This is a genomic window from Pseudomonas sp. PS01270 (assembly GCF_029959775.1).
Taxonomy (GTDB): Bacteria; Pseudomonadota; Gammaproteobacteria; order Pseudomonadales; family Pseudomonadaceae; genus Aquipseudomonas; species Aquipseudomonas atacamensis.
In genome coordinates this window covers 1-21,601 of the sequence record NZ_JASCPT010000073.1, presented here as the reverse complement: position 1 = coordinate 21,601, position 21,601 = coordinate 1, and the positions used below count along the sequence as shown (strand labels likewise).

General features: G+C 61.2%; 15 protein-coding genes. 12 read left to right on the top strand and 3 right to left on the bottom strand.

Annotation, left to right across the window (positions count from 1 at the left end; all coding sequences use genetic code 11):
* The first annotated feature begins 185 nt into the window (after positions 1–185).
* On the top strand, positions 186–449 hold the full coding sequence (locus QMX86_RS18835) for a hypothetical protein (protein ID WP_016772808.1): 264 nt from the start codon (positions 186–188) through the stop codon (positions 447–449).
* 89 nt (positions 450–538) lie between these two features.
* On the opposite strand, the gene QMX86_RS18830 is transcribed toward QMX86_RS18835, so the two are convergent.
* The gene (locus QMX86_RS18830) at positions 539–1,642 is read right to left on the bottom strand and encodes a GlxA family transcriptional regulator (RefSeq protein WP_007949927.1); all 1,104 of its coding nucleotides are present in this window, start codon (positions 1,640–1,642) and stop codon (positions 539–541) included.
* Between the two features lie 594 nt (positions 1,643–2,236).
* Positions 2,237–3,613, bottom strand: coding sequence for an L-serine ammonia-lyase (locus QMX86_RS18825; protein WP_016772807.1), 1,377 nt, complete (start codon positions 3,611–3,613; stop codon positions 2,237–2,239).
* Positions 3,614–4,048: 435 nt separating this feature from the next.
* Here QMX86_RS18825 and QMX86_RS18820 point away from each other — a divergent pair, with 435 nt between their 5' ends.
* From QMX86_RS18820 to choV, 3 genes are all read left to right on the top strand, one after another.
* A complete protein-coding gene (locus tag QMX86_RS18820) occupies positions 4,049–4,996 on the top strand; it encodes a choline ABC transporter substrate-binding protein (protein ID WP_016772806.1) in 948 nt (315 codons plus the stop codon).
* Between the two features lie 77 nt (positions 4,997–5,073).
* Positions 5,074–5,919, top strand: a complete 846-nt coding sequence (choW, locus tag QMX86_RS18815; RefSeq protein WP_016772805.1) for a choline ABC transporter permease subunit — start codon at positions 5,074–5,076, stop codon at positions 5,917–5,919.
* Positions 5,916–7,094, top strand: coding sequence for a choline ABC transporter ATP-binding protein (gene choV / locus QMX86_RS18810; RefSeq protein ID WP_016772804.1), 1,179 nt, complete (start codon positions 5,916–5,918; stop codon positions 7,092–7,094). The genes choW and choV overlap by 4 nt, the downstream gene beginning before the upstream one ends.
* A gap of 253 nt (positions 7,095–7,347) precedes the next feature.
* Here the strand turns inward: choV and QMX86_RS18805 are convergent, their stop codons facing one another.
* Entirely contained in the window at positions 7,348–9,288 is a 1,941-nt protein-coding gene (locus QMX86_RS18805; protein WP_282384655.1) for a BCCT family transporter, read from the bottom strand.
* Positions 9,289–9,774: 486 nt separating this feature from the next.
* On the opposite strand from QMX86_RS18805, the gene betI reads away from it, so the two are divergent.
* The 8 genes from betI (at position 9,775) to QMX86_RS18765 (ending at position 21,467) form a co-directional block, all read left to right on the top strand.
* Positions 9,775–10,368 carry a transcriptional regulator BetI gene (betI, locus tag QMX86_RS18800; protein ID WP_008085771.1) on the top strand — a complete coding sequence of 198 codons (594 nt, stop codon included), beginning with the start codon at positions 9,775–9,777 and terminating at the stop codon, positions 10,366–10,368.
* An 88-nt stretch (positions 10,369–10,456) separates the two neighbouring features.
* Entirely contained in the window at positions 10,457–11,929 is a 1,473-nt protein-coding gene (betB, locus tag QMX86_RS18795; RefSeq protein ID WP_024014608.1) for a betaine-aldehyde dehydrogenase, read from the top strand.
* Positions 11,930–12,135: 206 nt separating this feature from the next.
* Positions 12,136–13,839, top strand: coding sequence for a choline dehydrogenase (gene betA / locus QMX86_RS18790; protein WP_110646284.1), 1,704 nt, complete (start codon positions 12,136–12,138; stop codon positions 13,837–13,839).
* A 264-nt stretch (positions 13,840–14,103) separates the two neighbouring features.
* Positions 14,104–15,546, top strand: a complete 1,443-nt coding sequence (locus QMX86_RS18785) for a TldD/PmbA family protein (protein WP_282384652.1) — start codon at positions 14,104–14,106, stop codon at positions 15,544–15,546.
* A complete protein-coding gene (locus tag QMX86_RS18780; RefSeq protein WP_282384653.1) occupies positions 15,546–16,883 on the top strand; it encodes a TldD/PmbA family protein in 1,338 nt (445 codons plus the stop codon). Before QMX86_RS18785 ends, QMX86_RS18780 begins: the two co-directional genes overlap by 1 nt.
* Before the next feature lie 148 nt (positions 16,884–17,031).
* Complete coding sequence (mdtD, locus tag QMX86_RS18775; protein ID WP_282384654.1) at positions 17,032–18,459, top strand: multidrug transporter subunit MdtD; 1,428 nt, start codon at positions 17,032–17,034, stop codon at positions 18,457–18,459.
* Positions 18,460–18,771: 312 nt separating this feature from the next.
* The gene (gene dbpA, locus QMX86_RS18770; protein ID WP_024014613.1) at positions 18,772–20,157 is read left to right on the top strand and encodes an ATP-dependent RNA helicase DbpA; all 1,386 of its coding nucleotides are present in this window, start codon (positions 18,772–18,774) and stop codon (positions 20,155–20,157) included.
* 131 nt (positions 20,158–20,288) lie between these two features.
* Positions 20,289–21,467: an NAD(P)/FAD-dependent oxidoreductase gene (locus tag QMX86_RS18765; protein WP_073476434.1), complete on the top strand. Its 1,179-nt coding sequence runs from the start codon at positions 20,289–20,291 to the stop codon at positions 21,465–21,467.
* The last annotated feature ends 134 nt before the right edge of the window (positions 21,468–21,601 follow it).

Genomic DNA, 21,601 nt, shown 5'->3' with positions numbered 1-21,601 from the left:
GCGAGGGTGACCAAACCTTCGTGAAGCGAGCTGGCGCCAGTGTGCCTAGTCGCCCATCCAGTCGGTTAGCCGAAAACGACCTGTTCATAGTCGTCCCGGCCACCGCGACAAAACGCCCTTGCCGCGTCCGGTCGGGGCCACCAGAATCGAGCCAAGACCTCCGTTGCCACAGAAGGATTTGCGTAATGATGTACGCCGATTTGATTGACCAGGAAGATCTGTTGGGCCAGCTCAAGGCCTTGGGTATTCAGGTGCCGAGCGGTACCACCGCCGAGCAGGCCTGCGAGTGCGCGGTGCGTGGGCTGGATAATGTTCGTGCATTCGAACTGCGCAAGATGGTCAAGGACATGTACACCAGCGGCGCCAGCATTCAGCCGGCGGTGCGTCAGGCGATCGACAAGCAGTTGTTGCCGGCCCTCTCGGATTATCAGCAGTCCCACAGCGCCTGAGAAAAGATCAAAAGATCGCAGCCTTCGGCAGCTCCTACAGGGGAACGTATTCCAAATGTAGGAGCTGCCGGAGGCTGCGATCTTTTGCTTTACAGCCTTACGCTGGCAAACGTCGACTCATTGCGCGCCTGACTCAGCGCTGACATCGGCCCCGACAGCGGCGACATCACGATGGCCTGCGGCAGCGGCAGCATCGCTACCTGCTGGGTGGTGTTGGAGCCCACGCGCTCGTCACGCGGCGGGATGCCGAAGTATTCGCGGTAGCACTTGGAGAAGTGCGGCGTGGAGACGAAACCACACACCGACGCCACTTCGATGATCGACATCGGCGTCTGCTTGAGCAGCTGCCGGGCGCGGATCAGGCGCAACTTCAGGTAATAGCGTGACGGCGAGCAGTGCAGGTATTTCTGGAACAACCGCTCCAGTTGTCGACGCGACACCGCGACATACACCGCCAGCTCATCCAGATCGATCGGCTCTTCCAGATTGGCTTCCATCAGCGCGACGATTTCCTGCAACTTCGGCTGGTTGGTGCCGAGCATGTGCTTGAGCGGCACGCGCTGGTGATCCTGTTCGTTGCGGATGCGCTCGTAGACGAACATTTCCGAGATCGCTGCCGACAGTTCACGCCCGTGATCGCGGCTGATCAGGTGCAGCATCATGTCCAGCGGCGCGGTACCGCCGGAACTGGTGAAGCGGTTACGGTCGAGGGTGAACAGCCGTGTGCTCATGGCCACGCGCGGGAAAGCTTCCTGCATCGCCGCCAGACATTCCCAATGCACGCTGCAATCGAAGCCATCGAGCAGACCGGCGCAGGCCAGCGCCCAACTGCCGGTGCACACCGCGCCCAGGCGCTTGGACTGGCGCGCCTGGCTTTGCAGCCACGAGACGTGTTCACGGGTTACGGTACGTTGAATGCCGATGCCGCCGCAGACGATCACCGTGTCCAGGGGCGGGGCTTTGTGCATGGAGGCGTCGGGAGTGATCTGCAAACCGTCACTGGCCCAGACCTGGCCGCCATCGACGGTGAGGGTGCTCCAGCGATACAGCTCGCGACCGGACAACTGATTGGCCATGCGCAGCGGCTCAACGGCGGACGCCAGGGAAATCAGCGTGAAATTGTCCAGCAGCAGAAAGCCGATGGATTGAGGCGCACGGTTCTGGGGTTGGGCCCCGGAGTTGAACGACGTCATCGCGGTATCTCCTCACACAAAGCGGGTGGCGGCCTCAGGCGGAGGCTCTTGTTATTGCCCGCGTCTCACAGAGAAAGCAGGCTTTGTTATGACAGAGCAATTGCCGTGCCTGAAATTGGACGGCCATTCAATAACTCCTGAAAACGACCTCGCGACGCGTCTATACGAGACCTCGGAACACGCCATTTCGAAGTGCCATCAGATGCCGCGAGAGCCCTGCCGCGCAGCCCGTGAGCAGATCGGTAGCACTTGTGGGAACTGGCCTGCAGCGGATTTGCACAGAGTGTCACCGCAAGCACGGACGACGGACGGTCGAGTAACGACTGACAAGTCACGACTGACAGTGAGGCTTGTCTGATTGCGACGCGCCAAAAGGTGGCGCGGCTGGATCGGGGTGTTCTTTTGTCGAGCAGTTTTGACTGGTCTGGCACTCCACTCTGCCAGATCAACCTGTGGCGAGGGGATTTATCCCCGATCGGCTGCGCAGCAGTAGTAACACCTCTCACCATGGTCTATCAGACAGAACTTTGAACGCAGGTTAAGGGGCCGCTTCGCAGCCCATCGGGGATAAATCCCCTCGCCACGGGTTCACGGTCAGCACTCAACCGCACTGACCGCCAAGCCACCGCGCGAAGTTTCTTTATATTTGTCATGCATATCGGCGCCGGTATCGCGCATGGTGCGGATCACCCGGTCCAGCGAGATAAAGTGCTGACCGTCGCCGCGCAGGGCCATTTGCGCCGCGTTGATGGCTTTCACTGCCGCGATTGCATTGCGCTCGATGCACGGCACCTGCACCAGACCACCGACCGGGTCGCAGGTCAGACCAAGGTTGTGTTCCAGGCCGATTTCCGCCGCATTGCACAGTTGTTCAGGGGTGGCGCCAAGAATCTCCGCCAGCCCCGCCGCTGCCATGGCGCAGGCCGAACCGACCTCGCCCTGACAACCGACCTCGGCCCCAGAAATCGAAGCATTCTTCTTGCACAAAATGCCGACTGCCGCCGCGCCGAGGAAATAGTCGACGACGTTGGCGTCGGTGACTGCCTCGCTGAATTTCATGAAGTAGTGCAGCACCGCCGGGATGATCCCCGCCGCGCCATTGGTCGGCGCGGTAACCATGCGCCCGCCGGCCGCATTCTCTTCATTGACGGCCAGGGCGAACAGGTTGACCCACTCCATGGCGCTCAGGGTCGAGCCGATGACGTTCGGTTTGTTCAGCTCTTGCAGGCTGCGGTGCAACTTCGCAGCACGCCGCCGCACGTTCAGGCCGCCGGGCAGAATGCCTTCGTGCTTGAGGCCTTGCTCGACGCAATCCTGCATCGCCCGCCACAGTTTCATCAGCCCGGCACGGATCTCTTCTTCGCTGCGCCAGACCTTTTCGTTGGCCATCATCAGTTCGGCAACGCGCAGGTTGTGTTTCTTGCACAACTCCAGCAGCTCGACCGCACTGGAGAAGTCGTAGGGCAATTCGGTGCGATCCAAATCGACCACACCACTGGACGCTTGCGCCTCATCAACGACGAAGCCGCCGCCGACCGAATAGTAGGTGTCACGGTGCAGCTCACCGAACTCGCCTTCGGCCACCAGCGTCATGGCGTTGGGATGGAATGGCAGGTTTTCATCGATCAGGCGCATGTCCCGCGCCCACACAAACGGCACCGACAGGCGACCATCCAATAACAACGTATGGGTTTCCCGCAGCGCCTGAATGCGCGGGCCGATCTGCGCCGGGTCGATTGCGTCCGGCCACTCGCCCATCAGGCCCATGATCACTGCGTTGTCGCTGCCGTGACCGATGCCGGTGGCGGAAAGCGATCCGAACAACTGCACCTCGATGCGCCGCACCTGTTCCAGCTGATGCTTGCCGCGCAGCGACTCGACGAACAGTGCGGCGGCGCGCATCGGCCCGACGGTGTGGGAACTGGAAGGGCCGATGCCGATTTTGAACAGGTCGAAAACGCTGATAGCCATTGCTGCGAAGCTCCTGAGAATACCGGTCCGGGCGGCAAAAGCGCCCGCTGGCGGAGCTGCTACGCTCAAGCTGCGATCCGCCGAATGCCGGCATCATCGGGCTTTTGTCGGCGCGCTCGGCGTCTGACACCGACGCAGTCATGTCCAGCAGCGTCGTTACGTTTTCGCCCCGCAAATACGCCGTTTTTATGCCGTTGAGCAGGTCATCGGAGGCGAGAAAAAGCTGTAAGCGACGTCACCGACACTGGAAGCGACCATCCCTGTACTGGATACGACCCTCCCTGTAGGCGTCAGATTTTCACTGGTACATGATCGGGATGACTCGATTGCAAGGCGCTGCGGTAGAGCTGTCTCAAAAACGCCACCAACCGCAACCCATAAGTGCGGTGGTCCACAGTCGGAACACTGCCAAAAAAAACACCAAGGAGTCCATCCATGAAAGGTTCCCCGTCGTTGTTGTTGGCCGCCCTGCTGAGTCTGCCGTTACTGGCGCAAGCCGCAGAACCGGCACAGTGCAGCCTCGTTAACTTCTCTGATGTCGGCTGGACCGACATCACCGCCACCACCGCTACCACTTCCGTTGTTCTCAACGCCCTCGGCTACAAGACCAAAACCACCATGATCTCCGTGCCCGTGACCTACAAGTCGCTGGCCGACGGCAAGAACATGGACGTGTTTCTCGGTAACTGGATGCCGACCATGGAGAACGACATCAAGCCGTATCGCGATGCCGGCACCGTCGACACCGTGCGCACCAACCTCAAGGGTGCCAAATACACCCTCGCCGTGCCGCAAGCCCTGTACGACAAAGGCCTGCATGACTTCGCCGACATTGCCAAATTCAAGAAAGAGCTCGACGGCAAGATCTACGGCATCGAGCCGGGCAACGACGGCAACCGGCTGATCCAGAGCATGATCGACAAGGATGCCTTCGGCCTGAAAACCGCTGGCTTCAAGATCGTCGAATCTTCCGAGGCCGGCATGCTCTCGCAAGTCGACCGGGCGCAGAAGCGCGACACCGCCGTGGTCTTCCTCGGCTGGGCACCGCACCCGATGAACAAGCGCTTCAAGATTCAATACCTGACCGGCGGCGACGACTTCTTCGGCCCCGATTTCGGCGCAGCCACTGTGGCTACCAACACCCGCAAGGGTTACGCCGAAGAATGCAGCAACGTCGGTCAGCTGTTGAAAAACCTGGAGTTCACCGTCGACATGGAAAGTGAACTGATGGGCAACATCCTCGACGACAAGATGAAGCCTGACGCGGCCGCCAAGGCCTGGCTGAAAAAGAATCCACAGGTGCTCGATACCTGGCTCGCTGGCGTGACCACCATTGACGGTAAACCAGGCCTGGAGGCCGTGAAAGCCAAGCTCGCGCCTTGATTTGAAAGGCACCGCTTATGCCGGGCAGGCGTGCCTGCCCGGGCTGTTAATTTCCTTGCATGCGGACGTTCACTACCATGCTGATTGATCAGAAAATACCTTTAGGCCAGTACATCGCGGGCTTCGTCGAATGGTTGACGCAACACGGCGCCAACACCTTCGACGCAATCGCCGTGACACTGGAAACGATGATCCACGGCGTGACGTTTGCGCTGACCTGGTTCAACCCGTTGGTGCTGATTGGCCTGATTGCCATCATTGCCCATCTGATTCAACGCAAGTGGGGCCTGACCGCGTTCGTGGTCGCCTCGTTCCTGCTGATCCTCAACCTGGGTTACTGGCAGGAAACCATGGAAACCCTCGCCCAGGTGCTGTTCGCCACCCTGGTCTGCGTGTTGATCGGCGTGCCGCTGGGCATCGTCGCCGCGCACAAACCGATGTTCTACACCATGATGCGGCCGGTGCTCGATCTGATGCAGACCGTGCCGACCTTCGTTTACCTCATTCCTACCCTGACCCTCTTCGGGCTGGGTGTGGTACCGGGCCTGATCTCCACGGTGGTGTTCGCCATCGCGGCGCCGATCCGCCTGACCTACCTGGGCATCCGTGATGTCCCGCAAGAACTGATGGACGCCGGCAAGGCCTTCGGCTGCTCGCGTCGCCAATTGCTCTCAAGGATCGAACTGCCGCACGCCATGCCGAGCATCGCGGCCGGCATCACCCAGTGCATCATGCTGTCGCTGTCGATGGTGGTGATCGCGGCACTGGTCGGCGCCGACGGACTCGGCAAACCGGTGGTCAACGCACTGAACACTGCTGATATTGCGCTGGGCTTCGAAGCAGGCCTGGCAATCGTACTGCTGGCGATCATGCTCGACCGTATCTGCAAACAACCCGACGCCAAAGTAGGGGGTGACGCATGAGCATAATTCGCTTCGAAGACGTTGACGTAATCTTCTCCAAAGACCCGCGCGAGGCACTCAAGCTGCTCGATCAGGGCATGACCCGCAACGAGATCCTGAAGAAGACCGGTCAGATCGTCGGCGTGGAAAAAGCCACGCTGGACATCAACAAAGGCGAGATCTGCGTGCTGATGGGCCTCTCCGGCTCGGGCAAGTCGAGCCTGCTGCGCTGCATCAACGGCCTCAACACCGTGAGCCGCGGCAAGCTGTTCGTCGAGCATGAAAACCGTCAGATCGACATCGCGTCCTGCACGCCCGCCGAGCTGAAGATGATGCGCACCAAGCGTATTGCGATGGTGTTCCAGAAGTTTGCCCTGATGCCATGGCTGACGGTGCGCGAGAACATCAGTTTCGGTCTGGAAATGCAGGGTCGACCGGAGAAGGAACGCAAGAAACTGGTCGATGAGAAACTCGAACTGGTCGGCCTGACCCAGTGGCGCAACAAAAAGCCGGACGAACTCTCCGGCGGCATGCAGCAACGCGTCGGCCTCGCCCGCGCGCTGGCGATGGACGCCGACATTCTGCTGATGGACGAACCGTTCTCGGCCCTCGACCCGCTGATCCGCCAGGGTCTGCAGGATGAATTGCTGGAACTGCAACGCAAGCTGAGCAAGACCATCGTTTTTGTCAGCCACGACCTTGATGAAGCCCTCAAACTCGGCAGCCGCATCGCGATCATGAAGGACGGCCGGATCATCCAGTACAGCGTGCCGGAAGAAATCGTCCTCAACCCGGCGGACGACTATGTGCGCACCTTCGTCGCCCACACCAATCCGCTCAACGTGCTCTGCGGCCGCAGCCTGATGCGCACGCTGGACAAGTGCAAACGCATCAACGGCTCGGTGTGCCTGGATCCTGGCGGCGACTCGTGGCTGGACCTGGCCGAAGGCAACACCATCAAAGGCGCACGGCAGAACGGCTCGGTGCTGAACCTGCAGAACTGGGCACCGGGGCAAGCAGTGGAAGGCCTGGAGCGCAAGCCAACACTGGTGGACTCGAACATCGGCATGCGTGACGCGCTGCAGATCCGTTATCAGACCGGCAACAAGCTGGTGCTGCACGATAACAATCATGTGGTGGGGATTCTGGGCGACAGCGAGTTGTATCACGCGTTGTTGGGCAAGAATCTGGGGTAAACCCCGCAGACACAAAAACGCCGCGAGACGATCGCGGCGTTTTTGTTCATACAGATATTGAACTGCAAATAGAGAACCTGTGGCGAGGGGATTTATCCCCGATGGGGCGCGAAGCGGCCCCAAGTCGTCAATCGCGGTAATTGAGTAAAACCGCGTTGGACGGTTTCAGGGCTGCTTCGCAGCCCAACGGGGATAAATCCCCTCGCCACAATGGTTCAGCGGTGCAGCTGACTGCACCGCTGAATCTCAAGGTCTAGCTATACACCCGGCCAAGAAGCTGCCGATGGCTTTCAAACTGATCGAGCACATCCCGCGTAATCTGCTCCGGCGTAAAGCCCATCAAGTCGTAATCCTGGCTGCCATTGTGCAGATAGACCTCAGCACGGTAATAACGCTGACGCGCTTCATCTGATTGCGCCGATTCGGTCGGGGTCGCCAGATAACCATCCAGGCTCACTTCGTAAACGAAAGGGTTGCCCTCTTCCATCTCGACCCGCACGCCCATGCAACGCTTGGCCTTGCCCAGCAGCGTCTGCACTTCAATGCCCTGATTGCGCAATTGCGCCGCTGCATCTTCCAGTGCCGGAGTGACGTGTTTGTCCATGAAGCGCTGCACCACCGATTGGCTCGGCTGCAGATCCAGTTGCGTCAGGCGCTCGCTGAAACCTCGGCGTCCGCGCTCGGCCAGTTGCGCTTGCTCCTGTTCGATCTGCACGTCCTGACGCATCGCCTTGTGCAGGCCGAACATGAAGCAGATCAGCACCACCGAGAACGGCAGGCCGGCCAGCACGACCATGGTCTGCATGGCTTCGAAGTTGCCGGCGAACAGCAGGCCTATGGTCACCAGGGTGATCACCACCGACCAGAAGATCCGCAGCCAGTGCGGCGCGTCTTCATCGACGTTGCCGCCCTTGCAGGAAAGATTCGCCATCATCACCGCGCCGGAGTCGGCCGGGGTCAGGAACAGCACGAAGCCGACAAAGATCGACACCCCGATGACGACTTTCGACGCCGGATAATGCTCAAGCAACTGATAGATCGCCATCGACGGCTGTTCCAGCGCCGTCTTGCCCAGCTCCACCGCGCCCTGATTCATCACCAGATCCAGCGCCGAGTTGCCGAAGATCGACAGCCACGCCAAGGTGAAGCCCAGCGGAATCAGCAGCACGCCAGCAACCAGTTCACGCACGCTGCGGCCACGGGAAATTCGTGCGATGAACATGCCCACGAATGGCGCCCAGGAAATCCACCACGCCCAGTAGAACAGGGTCCACAGGCCAAGCCAGCGGTCGGACTTGGCGCTGTCGCCTTCATAGACGTACAGGTCGAAGGTCTTCAGCACCACGCCGTTGAGGTAGTCACCGATATTCTGCACGAAGCCGTTGAGCAGGTGCAGGGTCGGGCCGAACAGCAGGACGAAAATCAGCAGGCCGCTGAACAGCACGATGTTCAGGTTGGACAGACGACGGATGCCGTTTTCCACACCCGACACGGCAGCGATGGTCGCTACTGTGCTCATGACGATGATGACGATCAGCAGGTTGGTGTTGCTGTGCTCCATGCCGAACAGGTTTTCCAGCCCGGACGACACTTGCAGCGAGCCAATCCCCAGGTTGGTCACCAGACCCAGCAGGGTCACGAACATGCCGAAGCCATCCACCGCGTGCCCGGCAGCGCCTTTGACCCAACGCTCGCCGACCAATGGATACAGCGCCGAACGCAGGGCCAGCGGCTGGTTATGCCGATAGGCAAAATACGCCACGGCAAGGCCGACCAAAGCGTAGATCGCCCAGCCGTGCAGGCCCCAGTGCAGGAAGGTCAGTTGCACTGCCTGACGCGCGGCGATGTTGCTGGCCGAGGTGCCTTCCGGCGGATTGAAGTAGTGATCCAGCGGCTCGGACGCGCCGAAGTACAACAGCGAAATGCCGATGCCCGACGAGAACAGCATCCCCGCCCAAGCGCCGTAACTGAAATCCGGGGTGTCGTCCTTGCTGCCCAGTTTGAGTTTGCCGTACGAGGAAAACGCCAGACCGACCACGAACACCAGGTAGGCGGCGATCACCACCATGTAGTACCAGCCGAAGCTGCGCGACAACCAGGCCTGGGCCATCCCCAACATTCTGCCGGCCTCTTGCGGGGCGATGATCAGAATGGCGGTCAACAACAGAATCAGCGCGGTCGAGGTGTAGAACACCCAACCGTTGACCGTCACCTTCTCGGGCGGGGTCTTTATTAGCGAGGCAGAACTCATGGCACAAATGCTCCAGGCAGTGCGAGAGAAGAACACAAGGCATCACGGAACCCGACCAATCGGTTAGTTGGCAGCCGACCGGCGGGTGATATAAAGACACTCCGAAAAAAGCCCGAACCTGCCGAAATGGCGTTGCGTATTCGCTTTCGTGGCCAGAGGCGACGGACGTTCATCCGAAACCTGGCCCCGAGCGTCTTGCCCTTTCAACACGTCCATCGAATCGCGAACCGCGCCATGCCCCGCGCAGGTTTCGAGCCGTTTCAGGTGTCGGTTTTTATCGTCATTACGCGTAGGAATTTTCTGTAGGCAGCGACGAATTGTCGCAGATCTTATTCTTTGTTGATTGAACGTTCAATCAAAACAAAATAGACTGGCCCTCAATCCGATCGGCGTCATTCGCCCCTCGGAAGGCCTAAGGAGATGTGCAAGATGCCCAAGGTCGGTATGCAACCCATCCGCCGCCAACAACTGATCGAAGCCACTTTGCAAGCGGTCGATCAGGTCGGAATGGGGGACGCCAGCATTGCGCTGATCGCCCGTTTGGCCGGTGTCTCGAATGGCATCATCAGTCATTACTTTCAGGACAAGAACGGCCTGATCGCCGCCACGATGCGGTACCTGATGACCGCCCTCAGCGAGAGCGTCACCGCGCGCCGTCAGGCGCTGGCAGATGACAGCCCACGGGCGCATCTGCAGGTGATCATCGAAGGCAACTTCGACGCCAGCCAGGTCAATGGCCCGGCAATGAAAACCTGGCTGGCCTTCTGGGCTACCAGCATGCACCAGCCGTCTTTGCACAGGTTGCAGCGGATCAACGATCACCGTCTGTATTCCAACCTGTGCTGCCAGTTCCGCCGTGTGCTGCCGCTCGAAGATGCGCGCAGCGCCGCCCGGGGTCTGGCAGCGTTGATTGACGGCTTGTGGTTGCGCGGCGCGCTGTCGGGAGACGCTTTCGACACGGCGCAGGCGCAACAGATCGCTTACGAATACATGGATTTCCAATTGGCCAAGAAGGTGAGCTAGAGCACACAGAAAATGCTCGGCCCCTGAACTCCACCGCAGCGTCATCGCGGTGGTCAACGCCAACCACCAATGCACTTGCGAGGACACTATGGCCCGTTTCGAACTGCAAAAACTCTACATCGATGGCGCGTACACCGACGCCGGCAGCGACGCCACCTTCGAAGCCATCAACCCGGCGAACGGTGAAGTCCTCGCACTGGTGCAACGTGCGACCAAAGACGACGTCGAGCGCGCCGTGGTCAGCGCCGAAAAGGGCCAGAAAATCTGGGCCGCGATGACCGCCATGGAGCGTTCGCGCATCCTGCGTCGCGCCGTCGACATCCTGCGCGAGCGCAACGATGAGCTGGCCGCGCTGGAAACCCTGGACACCGGCAAATCCTTCTCCGAAACCAAGTACGTCGACATCGTCACCGGCGCTGACGTGCTGGAATACTACGCAGGCCTGGTGCCCGCCATCGAAGGCGAGCAGATCCCGCTGCGTGACACCTCGTTCGTTTACACCCGTCGCGAACCGCTGGGCGTAGTCGCCGGTATCGGCGCGTGGAACTACCCGATCCAGATCGCCCTGTGGAAATCCGCTCCAGCCCTGGCGGCCGGTAACGCGATGATCTTCAAGCCAAGCGAAGTCACCTCGCTGACCACCCTGAAACTGGCCGAGATCTACACCGAAGCCGGCGTGCCGAACGGTGTGTTCAACGTCCTGACCGGTAGCGGCCGCGAAGTCGGCACCTGGCTGACCGAGCACCCGCGCATCGAGAAAATCTCCTTCACTGGCGGCACCGACACCGGCAAGAAAGTCATGGCCAGCGCTTCGGCTTCGTCGCTCAAAGACGTGACCATGGAACTGGGCGGCAAGTCGCCGCTGATCATCTGCGACGACGCCGATCTGGATCGCGCCGCCGACACGGCGATGATGGCCAACTTCTACAGCTCCGGTCAGGTCTGCACCAACGGCACTCGCGTGTTCGTACCGGCGCACCTGAAAGCCGCTTTTGAAGCCAAGATCGTTGAGCGCGTTGCCCGCATCCGCGTTGGCAACCCGGAAGACGAAAACACCAACTTCGGCCCGCTGGTCAGCTTCCCGCACATGGAAAGCGTGTTGGCTTACATCGCCAAGGGTAAAGAAGAAGGCGCACGCGTGCTGTGCGGCGGCGGTCGACTGACGGACGGCGAATTCGCTAAAGGTGCGTTCGTGGCGCCAACCGTGTTCACCGACTGCACCGACGACATGACCATCGTGCGCGAAGAGATCTTCGGCCCGGTGATGGCGATCCTTTCCTACGAAACCGAAGAAGAAGTGATCCGCCGCGCCAACGACACCGACTTCGGCCTGGCCGCCGGTATCGTTACCAAGGACCTGAACCGCGCCCACCGCGTGATTCATCAACTGGAAGCCGGTATCTGCTGGATCAACGCCTGGGGCGAGTCCGACGCAAAAATGCCGGTCGGCGGCTACAAGCAGTCGGGTGTTGGCCGTGAGAACGGGATCAGCTCGCTGAACAACTTCACCCGCATCAAATCGGTACAGGTCGAGCTGGGCGATTACGTCTCGGTGTTCTGATCTGACTCAGAGTCCGGGTGGGGCCATTGTGGCGAGGGGATTCATCCCCGTCGGGCTGCGAAGCGGCCCCCCTCCAGACACTGCAATTCTCCAGACAGAACCAGTCGCCGACTCTGCGACTGCTGCGCAGCCGAACGGGGATAAATCCCCTCGCCACAGGTGCGCGGTCACAGTTGACCTGACCAACTTCAAAGAGGGTGCATTCAATGTCCCAAGAATTCGATTACATCATCATCGGTGCCGGCTCGGCCGGTAACACTCTGGCGACCCGTCTGACTGAAGACGAAGGCGTCACCGTTCTGCTGCTCGAAGCCGGGGGGCCGGACTACCGCCTCGACTTCCGCACGCAAATGCCCGCCGCGCTGGCCTTCCCGCTGCAGGGGCGTCGCTACAACTGGGCCTACGAAACCGATCCAGAGCCACACATGGACGGTCGCCGGATGGAATGCGGTCGCGGCAAGGGCCTTGGCGGCTCTTCGCTGATCAACGGCATGTGCTACATCCGTGGCAACGCCATGGACTATGACGGCTGGGCGAAACTGCCGGGCCTGGAAGACTGGTCGTACCTCGATTGCCTGCCGTACTTCCGTAAAGCTGAAACCCGTGACATCGGCCCGAACGATTACCACGGTGGCGACGGCCCGGTCAGCGTGACCACGCCGAAAGCCGGCAACAACCCGCTGTTCCACGCCATGGTTGAAGCCGGCGTGCAGGCCGGTTATCCGCGCACCGAAGACCTCAACGGTTACCAGCAGGAAGGCTTCGGCCCGATGGACCGCACCGTGACGCCGAACGGCCGCCGTGCTTCCACCGCCCGTGGCTACCTCGACATCGCCAAAAAACGCTCGACCCTGACCATCGTCACCCACGCCCTGACCGACAAGATTCTCTTTGAAGGCAAGCGTGCGGTCGGCGTGCGTTACCTGATCGGTGACGCTGAAGAACGTGTTGAAGCCAAGGCGCGCAAGGAAGTGCTGCTGTGCTCCGGCGCCATCGCTTCGCCGCAGATTCTGCAGCGCTCCGGTGTCGGCCCGGCGAAACTGCTGGAAAGCCTCGACATCCCGGTGGTCCACGATCTGCCGGGCGTCGGTGAAAACCTGCAGGATCACCTTGAGCTGTACCTGCAATACGCCTGCACCCAACCGGTTTCGCTGTACCCGTCGCTGCTCTGGTACAACCAGCCGGCGATCGGTGCCGAGTGGCTGTTCAACGGCACCGGCATCGGCGCCAGCAACCAGTTCGAGGCCGGCGGTTTCATTCGTTCGCGTCCGGAATTCGAATGGCCGAACATCCAGTACCACTTCCTGCCGGTGGCGATTAACTACAACGGCAGCAACGGTGTGAAAGAGCACGGTTTCCAAGCGCACATGGGTTCCATGCGTTCGCCGAGCCGTGGTCGCATCCAGGTCAAATCCAAGGACCCGCGCCAGCACCCGAGCATCCTCTTCAACTACATGGCCACCGAGCAGGACTGGCAGGAATTTCGCGACGGCATCCGCCTGACCCGCGAGATCATGCAGCAGCCGGCTCTCGACGCGTTCCGTGGTCGCGAAATCAGCCCGGGCATCGAAGTGCAAACCGATGAACAGCTCGACAAGTTCATCCGCGAGCACGCCGAAACCGCGTTCCACCCGTCCTGCTCGTGCAAGATGGGCACCGACGAGATGGCCGTGGTCGATGGCGAAGGTCGCGTGCACGGCATGCAGAGCCTGCGCGTGGTCGATGCCTCGATCATGCCGATCATCACCACCGGCAACCTCAACGCGCCGACGATCATGATGGCCGAGAAAATCGCCGACAAGATCCGTGGCCGCAAGCCGCTGCCGCGCAGCAATGCTGCGTACTACGTTGCGAACGGCGCCCCGGTCAAGGGCAAGCCGATGCGGGATATCACCCCGGTTACGCAGTAAGTCGTAATACCTCCCCTGATCGTTCCCACGGTCTGCGTGGGAATGCATCCCGGGACGCTCCGCGTCCCAAAGCGGACGCAGAGCGTCCATGGCGGCATTCCCACGCAGAGCGTGGGAACGATCTGCTGTCGGGCACAGTAAATCCTCCTACACCCCCTCTTCACTTGATCCTACCCCCACGCAGGCCTACTCTAGACCTCGCGCAACCGTTTCACCCCTCCCCGCTGTCGCCATGCCGCTACTCCATTACAAGGAGGTTCCCGAATGTTCGATTTCCACCCCCAGCTCAAGCAGCGCTTTGCTGCCTTGCGCACGGGCGCTGAATTTTTTTCCCTGCGGTATGTGCGCGAGTCCGGGCAGTTTCTGTCGGTGCGCAAGAACGTCGCCGAACCGCCGAGCCTGAGCCGCGATGAAGGGGCGATGCTCACCGTACGCGTCAATGGCGTCGAAGCCTACGCGGCGACCAATGACCTCTCGCAACAAGGCCTGCAAGCCGCTCTCGAGCGCGCCGAGCAACTGGCCCGCCGGCTCAAGCCGCACGCCTTGCTCGATCTGCGCGAGCAGCCGCTGTCCAGCGATCGCGCTGATTATTTTTCACCCAATCTCGAACAGCCCTTCCCGTCCCTGAGCGAATGCTTCGATCTGCTCGGTGCGGAGTCCGCCTCGGTGCCCAAGGATGAACGCCTGGTCAATTGGCAGGTGAGCATCGGCATCACTAACGTCGAGCAGATCTACCTGAGCAGCGCCGGCGCCGAATTGCGCCAGGCCCAGCGCTTCGTTTATCCGAGCCTCGACGTCACCGCCTACGACGGCAACGACAGCCAGACCCGCAGCCTCGGCCGGGAGAACTTCGGCCAGCAGGGTGGCGCCGATGTCATCAGCCGCTGCGGTCTGGTCGGTGCAGGTCCGCAAGTCGCCGACCAGGCCCTGCAACTGCTGCTCGCGCCGAACACCCCGCAAGGCCCGCGCGACCTGCTGCTGATGCCTGATCAGATGATGCTGCAGATCCACGAATCCATCGGTCACCCGCTGGAGCTCGACCGCATCCTCGGCGATGAGCGCAATTACGCCGGCACCAGTTTCGTCAAGACCAGCGATTTCGGCAGCCTGCAATACGGCTCGAATTTGCTCAACGTGACTTTCGACCCTGGCATCCCGGAAGAACTCGCCAGCTACGGCCATGACGACGACGGCACTGCGGCGAGCAAACAATTCCTGATCCGCGACGGCCTGTTGCTGCGGCCATTGGGCGGGGCGCTGTCGCAATATCGCGCCGGCCTCGATGGCGTTGCCAACAGCCGCGCCTGCGGCTGGAACCGGCCACCGATCGACCGCATGGCCAACCTCAACATCGAGCCGGGCGATCAGACGCTGGAGCAGATGATCGGTGGTATCGAGCACGGCATCCTGATGAGCACCAATCGCTCGTGGTCGATCGACGATGCGCGCAACAAATTCCAGTTCGGCTGCGAATGGGGCCAGTTGATCGAGCATGGTGAACTTAAAGGCGTGGTGAAAAATCCCAACTACCGGGCCATTTCCGCGCACTTCTGGAAGAGCCTGCGCGCCGTCGGCGATGCCAACACCGTCAAGGTGCTGGGCACGCCGAACTGCGGCAAGGGCGAACCGAACCAGGTGATTCGCGTCGGCCACGCTTCGCCGGCCTGCGTATTCAGCAACATTGATGTGTTTGGGGGAGACGCCTGATGAGCATTTCGAAGCGTCAGTCCGACGCCTTCAAGGTCATGGTCAACTGGCTGCGCGACAGCGTGCGCGAGCCGGAACAGTTCACGCTCAGTTACGCCGCCGAAGCCTCGGCGTTCGTGCGCTTCAATCACGCCAAGGTGCGCCAGGCCGGGCAAGTGCAACAGGCCAACGTCGGCCTGAAACTGATCGACGACGGTCGCCACGCCGACCTGCAGATCACCTTGTCCGGGGATCAGGAAGCCGATCTGCAACGGCTCGCCGAGGGCCTGCAACAACTGCGCGAAACCCTGCCGCTGCTGCCGCAGGATCCGTATCTGCTGCTCAATCACAACAGCTGGCAGAGCACGCACGTACAAGCGCATCCGCTGCCGGACACCGAAGATGTCGTCGGGCAAATCTGCGCCGCCGCTGAAGGTCTCGATCTGGTCGGCTTCTATGCTGCCGGCCCGATCAGCCGCGGTTTCGCCAGTTCCGCCGGCGCGTTCGGCTGGCATGAAGCCAACAGCTTCAATTTCGACTTCAGCCTGTTCCACGAAAACGGCGAAGCAGTGAAGGCCAGCTACGCCGGGCACGACTGGAGCGACGAAGGGTTTGCCCGGCGTTTCGCCCAGGCCCGCGAACAGCTGGAGTTTCTCGGCCGACCGTTACGCACTTTGGCACCGGGACAGTACCGCGCCTATCTGGCACCGGCGGCACTGGAAGAAATCATGGGCATGCTCAGTTGGGGCGGGTTCTCGGCGCAATCGATCGCCAGCAAGAGCAGTCCGTTGCAGAAACTCTACGTCGGCGATCAGGCGTTCAGTCCGCTGGTGTCGCTGGATGAGAAAGTCAGCGAATCCCTGAGCCCGGCGTTTTCCGCCGAGGGTTATCCGCGCAGCGATCTGCGTCTGATCATCGAGGGCAAGGCCGGCGATCAACTGGTCGGCTCGCGCAGCGCCGCCGAATATGGTCTGGCGGCGAACGGCGCGGGCGGCGGCGAAATGCCCAGTGCATTGAACATGGCCGCCGGTGATCTGTCGCAGCAAGAGATCCTCAAGCAGTTGGGCACCGGGCTGTACATCAGCAATCTGTGGTACCTGAACTACTCGGACCAACCGGCGGCGCGCATGACCGGCATGACCCGCTTCGCGACCTTCTGGGTCGAGAACGGCGAGATCCAGGCGCCGGTCAGCACCATGCGCTTCGACGACAGCGCCTATAACCTGCTCGGTTCGCAGTTGGAAGCGTTGACTACCGAGCGTGAATTGCTGCTGTCGGCGAGTACCTACAGCCAGCGCAATACCTCGTCATCGCTGTTGCCGGGGGCGCTGGTCAGCCGGTTGACCCTGACCCTCTGACGGCGATCGTTCCCACGCTCCGCGTGGGAATGCAGCCCGGGACGCTCCGCGTCCCAGCCAAAAGCGGACGCAGAGCGTCCGTTGAGGCATTCCCACGCAGAGCGTGGGAACGATCATCAATCTGGATTAACCACCCACACGAGGTTCCATGCCCAACCGCCCGCCTCTCGACGCCATCACCGCCCGCTGGTTGCCGTGGGTCGTCGCCATCGCCTTCTTCATGCAGTCCCTCGACGGGACCATCCTCAATACCGCGCTGCCGGCCATGGCCAGCGATCTGGCTGAAGACCCGTTGCGCATGCAGGGTGTGATCATCGCCTACATGCTCACCGTGGCCCTGCTGATCCCGGCCTCCGGATGGATCGCCGACCGCTTCGGCACCAAGAAAATCTTCTTCGGCGCGATTCTGCTGTTCAGTTTCGGCTCGTTGCTGTGCGCGTTATCCAGCAGCCTGAGCATGCTCATCGGTGCGCGGGTGATTCAGGGCCTCGGCGGTGCGCTGATGCTGCCGGTCGGGCGGCTGGTGGTGCTGCGTGCCTACCCGCGCTCGGAACTGGTGCGGATCATGGGTTTCATCACCATTCCCGGCCTGCTCGGCCCGCTGATCGGCCCGACCATGGGCGGCTGGATGGTGGAATACGTGACGTGGCACTGGATCTTCCTGATCAATCTGCCGGTCGGGGTGATCGGCTGTTATGCGGTGTGGAAGTTCATTCCAGACCTGCACGGCACGGAGCGCACACGCTTCGATAGCCTCGGTTTTCTACTGTTCGGCGCGGCGATGATCCTCATCACCATCGCCATGGAAGGCCTTGGCGAATTGCACCTGCCGCACCTGCGGGTGATGTTGCTGCTGTTCGCCGGCATGGCCTGTCTGGCGGCGTACTGGCTGCGCGCCGGGCATATCGAGAACCCGTTGTTTGCGCCTTCATTGTTCAAGACCCGCACTTTCGCCGTAGGCATCCTCGGTAACCTGTTCGCGCGACTGGGCAGCGGTGCTCTGCCATTTCTGGTTCCGCTGCTGTTGCAAGTGGCGTTGGGCTATTCGCCGTCGCAAGCCGGGATGAGCATGTTGCCGCTGGCCGCTGCGGCGATGGTCGCCAAGTGGGTCGCGCGGCCGCTGATCGAACGCCTCGGCTATCGCATCGTGCTCACCGGCAACACGCTGGCGCTGGGGATCATGCTGGCGAGCATGGGTCTGGTCAGCGAGCAGACGCCGTACTGGCTGCTGCTGTGCCTGCTAGCCGTGCTGGGTGCGATCAACTCGCTGCAATTCACCGCGATGAATACGGTGACGCTGATCGACCTCGACGATGCCAGCGCCAGCAGCGGCAACAGTCTGCTGTCGGTGGTCGCGCAGTTGTCGCTGAGCCTCGGCGTGGCTTGCGCCGGCGCGCTGCTGGGTGGCTTCACTGCGAAGGTCGGCAACGATGGCGTGGAAACCGTGCTCGGCGCGTTCCAGCTGACCTTCGTCACGGTCGGCGTGATGGCGATGCTGGCGGCGACGATTTTCTCGCAGCTGTCCAAGGAAGACGGGCGCCGGGCGAAACGGCCACAGGAGCACATCGAACACTGATTGTGCTGGAGGACATCTGTGGCTGTTGAAGGACTTCCGTGGCGAGGGGATTTATCCCCGCTGGGTTGCGCAGCAGCCCCAAAAAGGTTGGATGCGGTCAGCCGGATGAATTGAGGTGGCAGGTATTGGGGGGTGCTGCGCACCCCATCGGGGATAAATCCCCTCGCCACAGATAAATCCCCTCGCCACAGATAAATCCCCTCGCCACAGGTAATCCCTGCCTCGGGTTCAATCGCTGTTCGTCCAGAACTGTCGAGGAAACCGGCACGGGGCTGCTACACTGCGCGACATTTTGTTTTGCAGGCCAGTCCCGTGACCACCATCGCCACCGCTTTTAATACTCTGCCGCTGTCCGCCGCCATGCTGGCTAACCTCGAATCACTCGGTTATGCCCAGATGACGCCGATCCAGGCGCAGAGCTTGCCGGTGATCCTCAAGGGGATGGACCTGATCGCCCAGGCCAAGACCGGCAGCGGCAAGACCGCCGCGTTCGGCATCGGCCTGCTCAACCCGATCAACCCGCGCTACTTCGGGTGCCAGGCGCTGGTGATCTGCCCGACCCGCGAACTGGCCGACCAGGTGGCCAAGGAAGTCCGTCGTCTGGCCCGCGCTGAAGACAACATCAAGGTCCTCACCCTGTGCGGTGGCGTGTCGTTCGGCCCGCAGATCGCTTCGCTGGAGCACGGCGCGCACATCATCGTCGGCACTCCGGGGCGCATTCAGCAGCACCTGCGCAAGGGTTCGCTGGTGCTCGACGGCCTGAACACGCTGATCCTCGACGAAGCCGACCGCATGCTCGACATGGGCTTCTACGACGCGATCGAAGACATCATCATCAAGACCCCCGAGCGCCGGCAGACTCTGCTGTTCTCCGCGACCTACCCGGTGGGCATCAAGCAACTGGCCTCGAAATTCATGCGCGATCCGCAGACCGTCAAGGCTGAAGCCTTCCACGACGACACGCAGATCGAGCAGCGCTTCTACGAGATCTCGCCGGAAGAGCGCATGAGCGCGGTGACCAAAGTCCTGCACCACTTCCGTCCGGCGTCCTGCGTGGCGTTCTGCTTCACCAAGCAGCAAGTGCAGGAAACCGTCGATCACCTGACCGCCAAAGGCATTTCCGCTGTTGGCCTGCACGGCGATCTGGAACAGCGTGACCGCGATCAAGTGCTGGCGATGTTTGCCAACCGCAGCACCTCGGTGCTGGTTGCCACCGACGTCGCGGCCCGTGGTCTGGACATCGATGCGCTGGACATGGTGATCAACGTCGAGCTGGCGCGCGATTCGGAAATCCACATCCACCGCGTCGGCCGTACCGGTCGTGCCGGCGAGAAAGGCATCGCCATCAGCTTGGTCGCGCCGTCCGAAGCTCATCGTGCGCAAGCCATCGAACAACTGCAGAAAGCGCCGCTGAACTGGGATCAGATCGACAACCTCAAGTCCCAGGGCCTGGCGCCGCTGCAACCGCCGATGACCACTCTGTGCATCGGCGCTGGCCGTAAAGACAAAGTGCGCCCGGGCGACATTCTTGGCGCACTGACCGGCGAAGCGGGCATTCCCGGTGCGCAGGTCGGCAAGATCGCGATCTTCGATTTCCAGGCCTACGTCGCTGTCGAGCGCACCGTGGCCATGCAGGCCTTGCAGCGCCTGAACGACGGCAAGATCAAGGGCCGCTCGTTGCGCGTGCGTATTCTCTGACCTGATCGTTCCCACGCTCTGCGTGGGAATGCATCCCGTGACGCTCCGCGTCACATAACAACGGACGCAGAGCGTCCATGGTGGCATTCCCACGCAGAGCGTGGGAACGATCATTGTGTGAGGACACCGTTTTGCGCTCTACCGAAGTCGTGATCATTGGCGCTGGCGCGGCCGGCTTGATGTGTGCCCTGACCGCCGCCGGGCGCGGGCGTCAGGTGTTGCTGCTCGACCACGCGAACAAAGCCGGCAAGAAAATCCTCATGTCCGGCGGTGGCCGCTGCAATTTCACCAACATGTACACCGAACCGAGCAATTTCCTTTCGCAGAACCCGCATTTCTGCAAATCGGCGCTGGCGCGTTACACCCAGTGGGATTTCATCGGTCTGGTCGGCAAACATGGCGTGCCGTACCACGAGAAGAAACTCGGCCAGCTGTTCTGCGATAACAAATCCAGCGACATCCTCGGCATGCTCCTTGATGAATGCGATCAGGCCGGCGTCGAGCTGCACCTGGACACCTCGATCCAGGCCATCGAGAAGGTCGACAGCGGCTACCTGCTCGACACCACCCTCGGTCAGGTCCAGTGCCAATCGCTGGTGATCGCCACTGGCGGCCTGTCGATTCCTACCCTGGGCGCTACCGGTTTCGGTTATCAGGTCGCCAAACAGTTCGGCCATGAACTGCTGCCGACCCGCGCCGGGCTGGTGCCGTTCACCATTACCGACCAGCTCAAGGAACTCTGCACCGAATTGTCCGGCACCTCGGTGGATTGTCTGGTCAGCTGCAATGACCAGAGCTTTCGCGAGAACATCCTCTTCACTCACCGTGGCCTCAGCGGCCCGGCGATTCTGCAGATTTCCTCGTTCTGGGAGTCTGGCGATACGGTAGAGATCAACCTGCTGCCGGATCACGACGCGGCGAGCTGGTTGCAAGAGCAAGTCGCCGAGCGTCCGAACAGCGAGCTGAAGACTTTGCTTGGCGAGATCTTCACCAAGAAAATGGCCAACCTGCTGGCGGACAACTGGTTCGTTTCCAAACCGATGAAGCAGTACACCCACGCTGAACTGGCGGAGATTGCCGAGAAGCTCGGCAGCTGGAAGGTTGTGCCGGCGGGAACTGAAGGCTATCGCACGGCTGAGGTGACTCTGGGTGGCGTCGACACCCGCGAGGTGTCGTCGAAGACCATGGAATCGCTGAAAAGCCCGGGCCTGTACTTCATTGGTGAAGTGCTCGACGTCACCGGGCACTTGGGCGGCTTCAATTTCCAGTGGGCCTGGGCCTCGGGCTACGCTGCTGCGCAGTACGCTTAACTCAAGGCTAAATACAAAACCCTGTGGGAGCGAGCTTGCTCGCGAAAGCGGTCTTTCAGTCAACATTGTGGTGACTGACACATCGCATTCGCGAGCAAGCTCGCTCCCACAGTGGGTTGTGGTGTAGTAAAAGG

Coding starts and splice junctions, on each gene's coding strand:
- QMX86_RS18835 (WP_016772808.1), top strand. CDS start 186: ATGATGTACGCCGATTTGATTGACCAGGAAGATCTGTTGGGCCAGCTC.
- QMX86_RS18830 (WP_007949927.1), bottom strand. CDS start 1,642: ATGACGTCGTTCAACTCCGGGGCCCAACCCCAGAACCGTGCGCCTCAA.
- QMX86_RS18825 (WP_016772807.1), bottom strand. CDS start 3,613: ATGGCTATCAGCGTTTTCGACCTGTTCAAAATCGGCATCGGCCCTTCC.
- QMX86_RS18820 (WP_016772806.1), top strand. CDS start 4,049: ATGAAAGGTTCCCCGTCGTTGTTGTTGGCCGCCCTGCTGAGTCTGCCG.
- choW (WP_016772805.1), top strand. CDS start 5,074: ATGCTGATTGATCAGAAAATACCTTTAGGCCAGTACATCGCGGGCTTC.
- choV (WP_016772804.1), top strand. CDS start 5,916: ATGAGCATAATTCGCTTCGAAGACGTTGACGTAATCTTCTCCAAAGAC.
- betI (WP_008085771.1), top strand. CDS start 9,775: ATGCCCAAGGTCGGTATGCAACCCATCCGCCGCCAACAACTGATCGAA.
- betB (WP_024014608.1), top strand. CDS start 10,457: ATGGCCCGTTTCGAACTGCAAAAACTCTACATCGATGGCGCGTACACC.
- betA (WP_110646284.1), top strand. CDS start 12,136: ATGTCCCAAGAATTCGATTACATCATCATCGGTGCCGGCTCGGCCGGT.
- QMX86_RS18785 (WP_282384652.1), top strand. CDS start 14,104: ATGTTCGATTTCCACCCCCAGCTCAAGCAGCGCTTTGCTGCCTTGCGC.
- QMX86_RS18780 (WP_282384653.1), top strand. CDS start 15,546: ATGAGCATTTCGAAGCGTCAGTCCGACGCCTTCAAGGTCATGGTCAAC.
- mdtD (WP_282384654.1), top strand. CDS start 17,032: ATGCCCAACCGCCCGCCTCTCGACGCCATCACCGCCCGCTGGTTGCCG.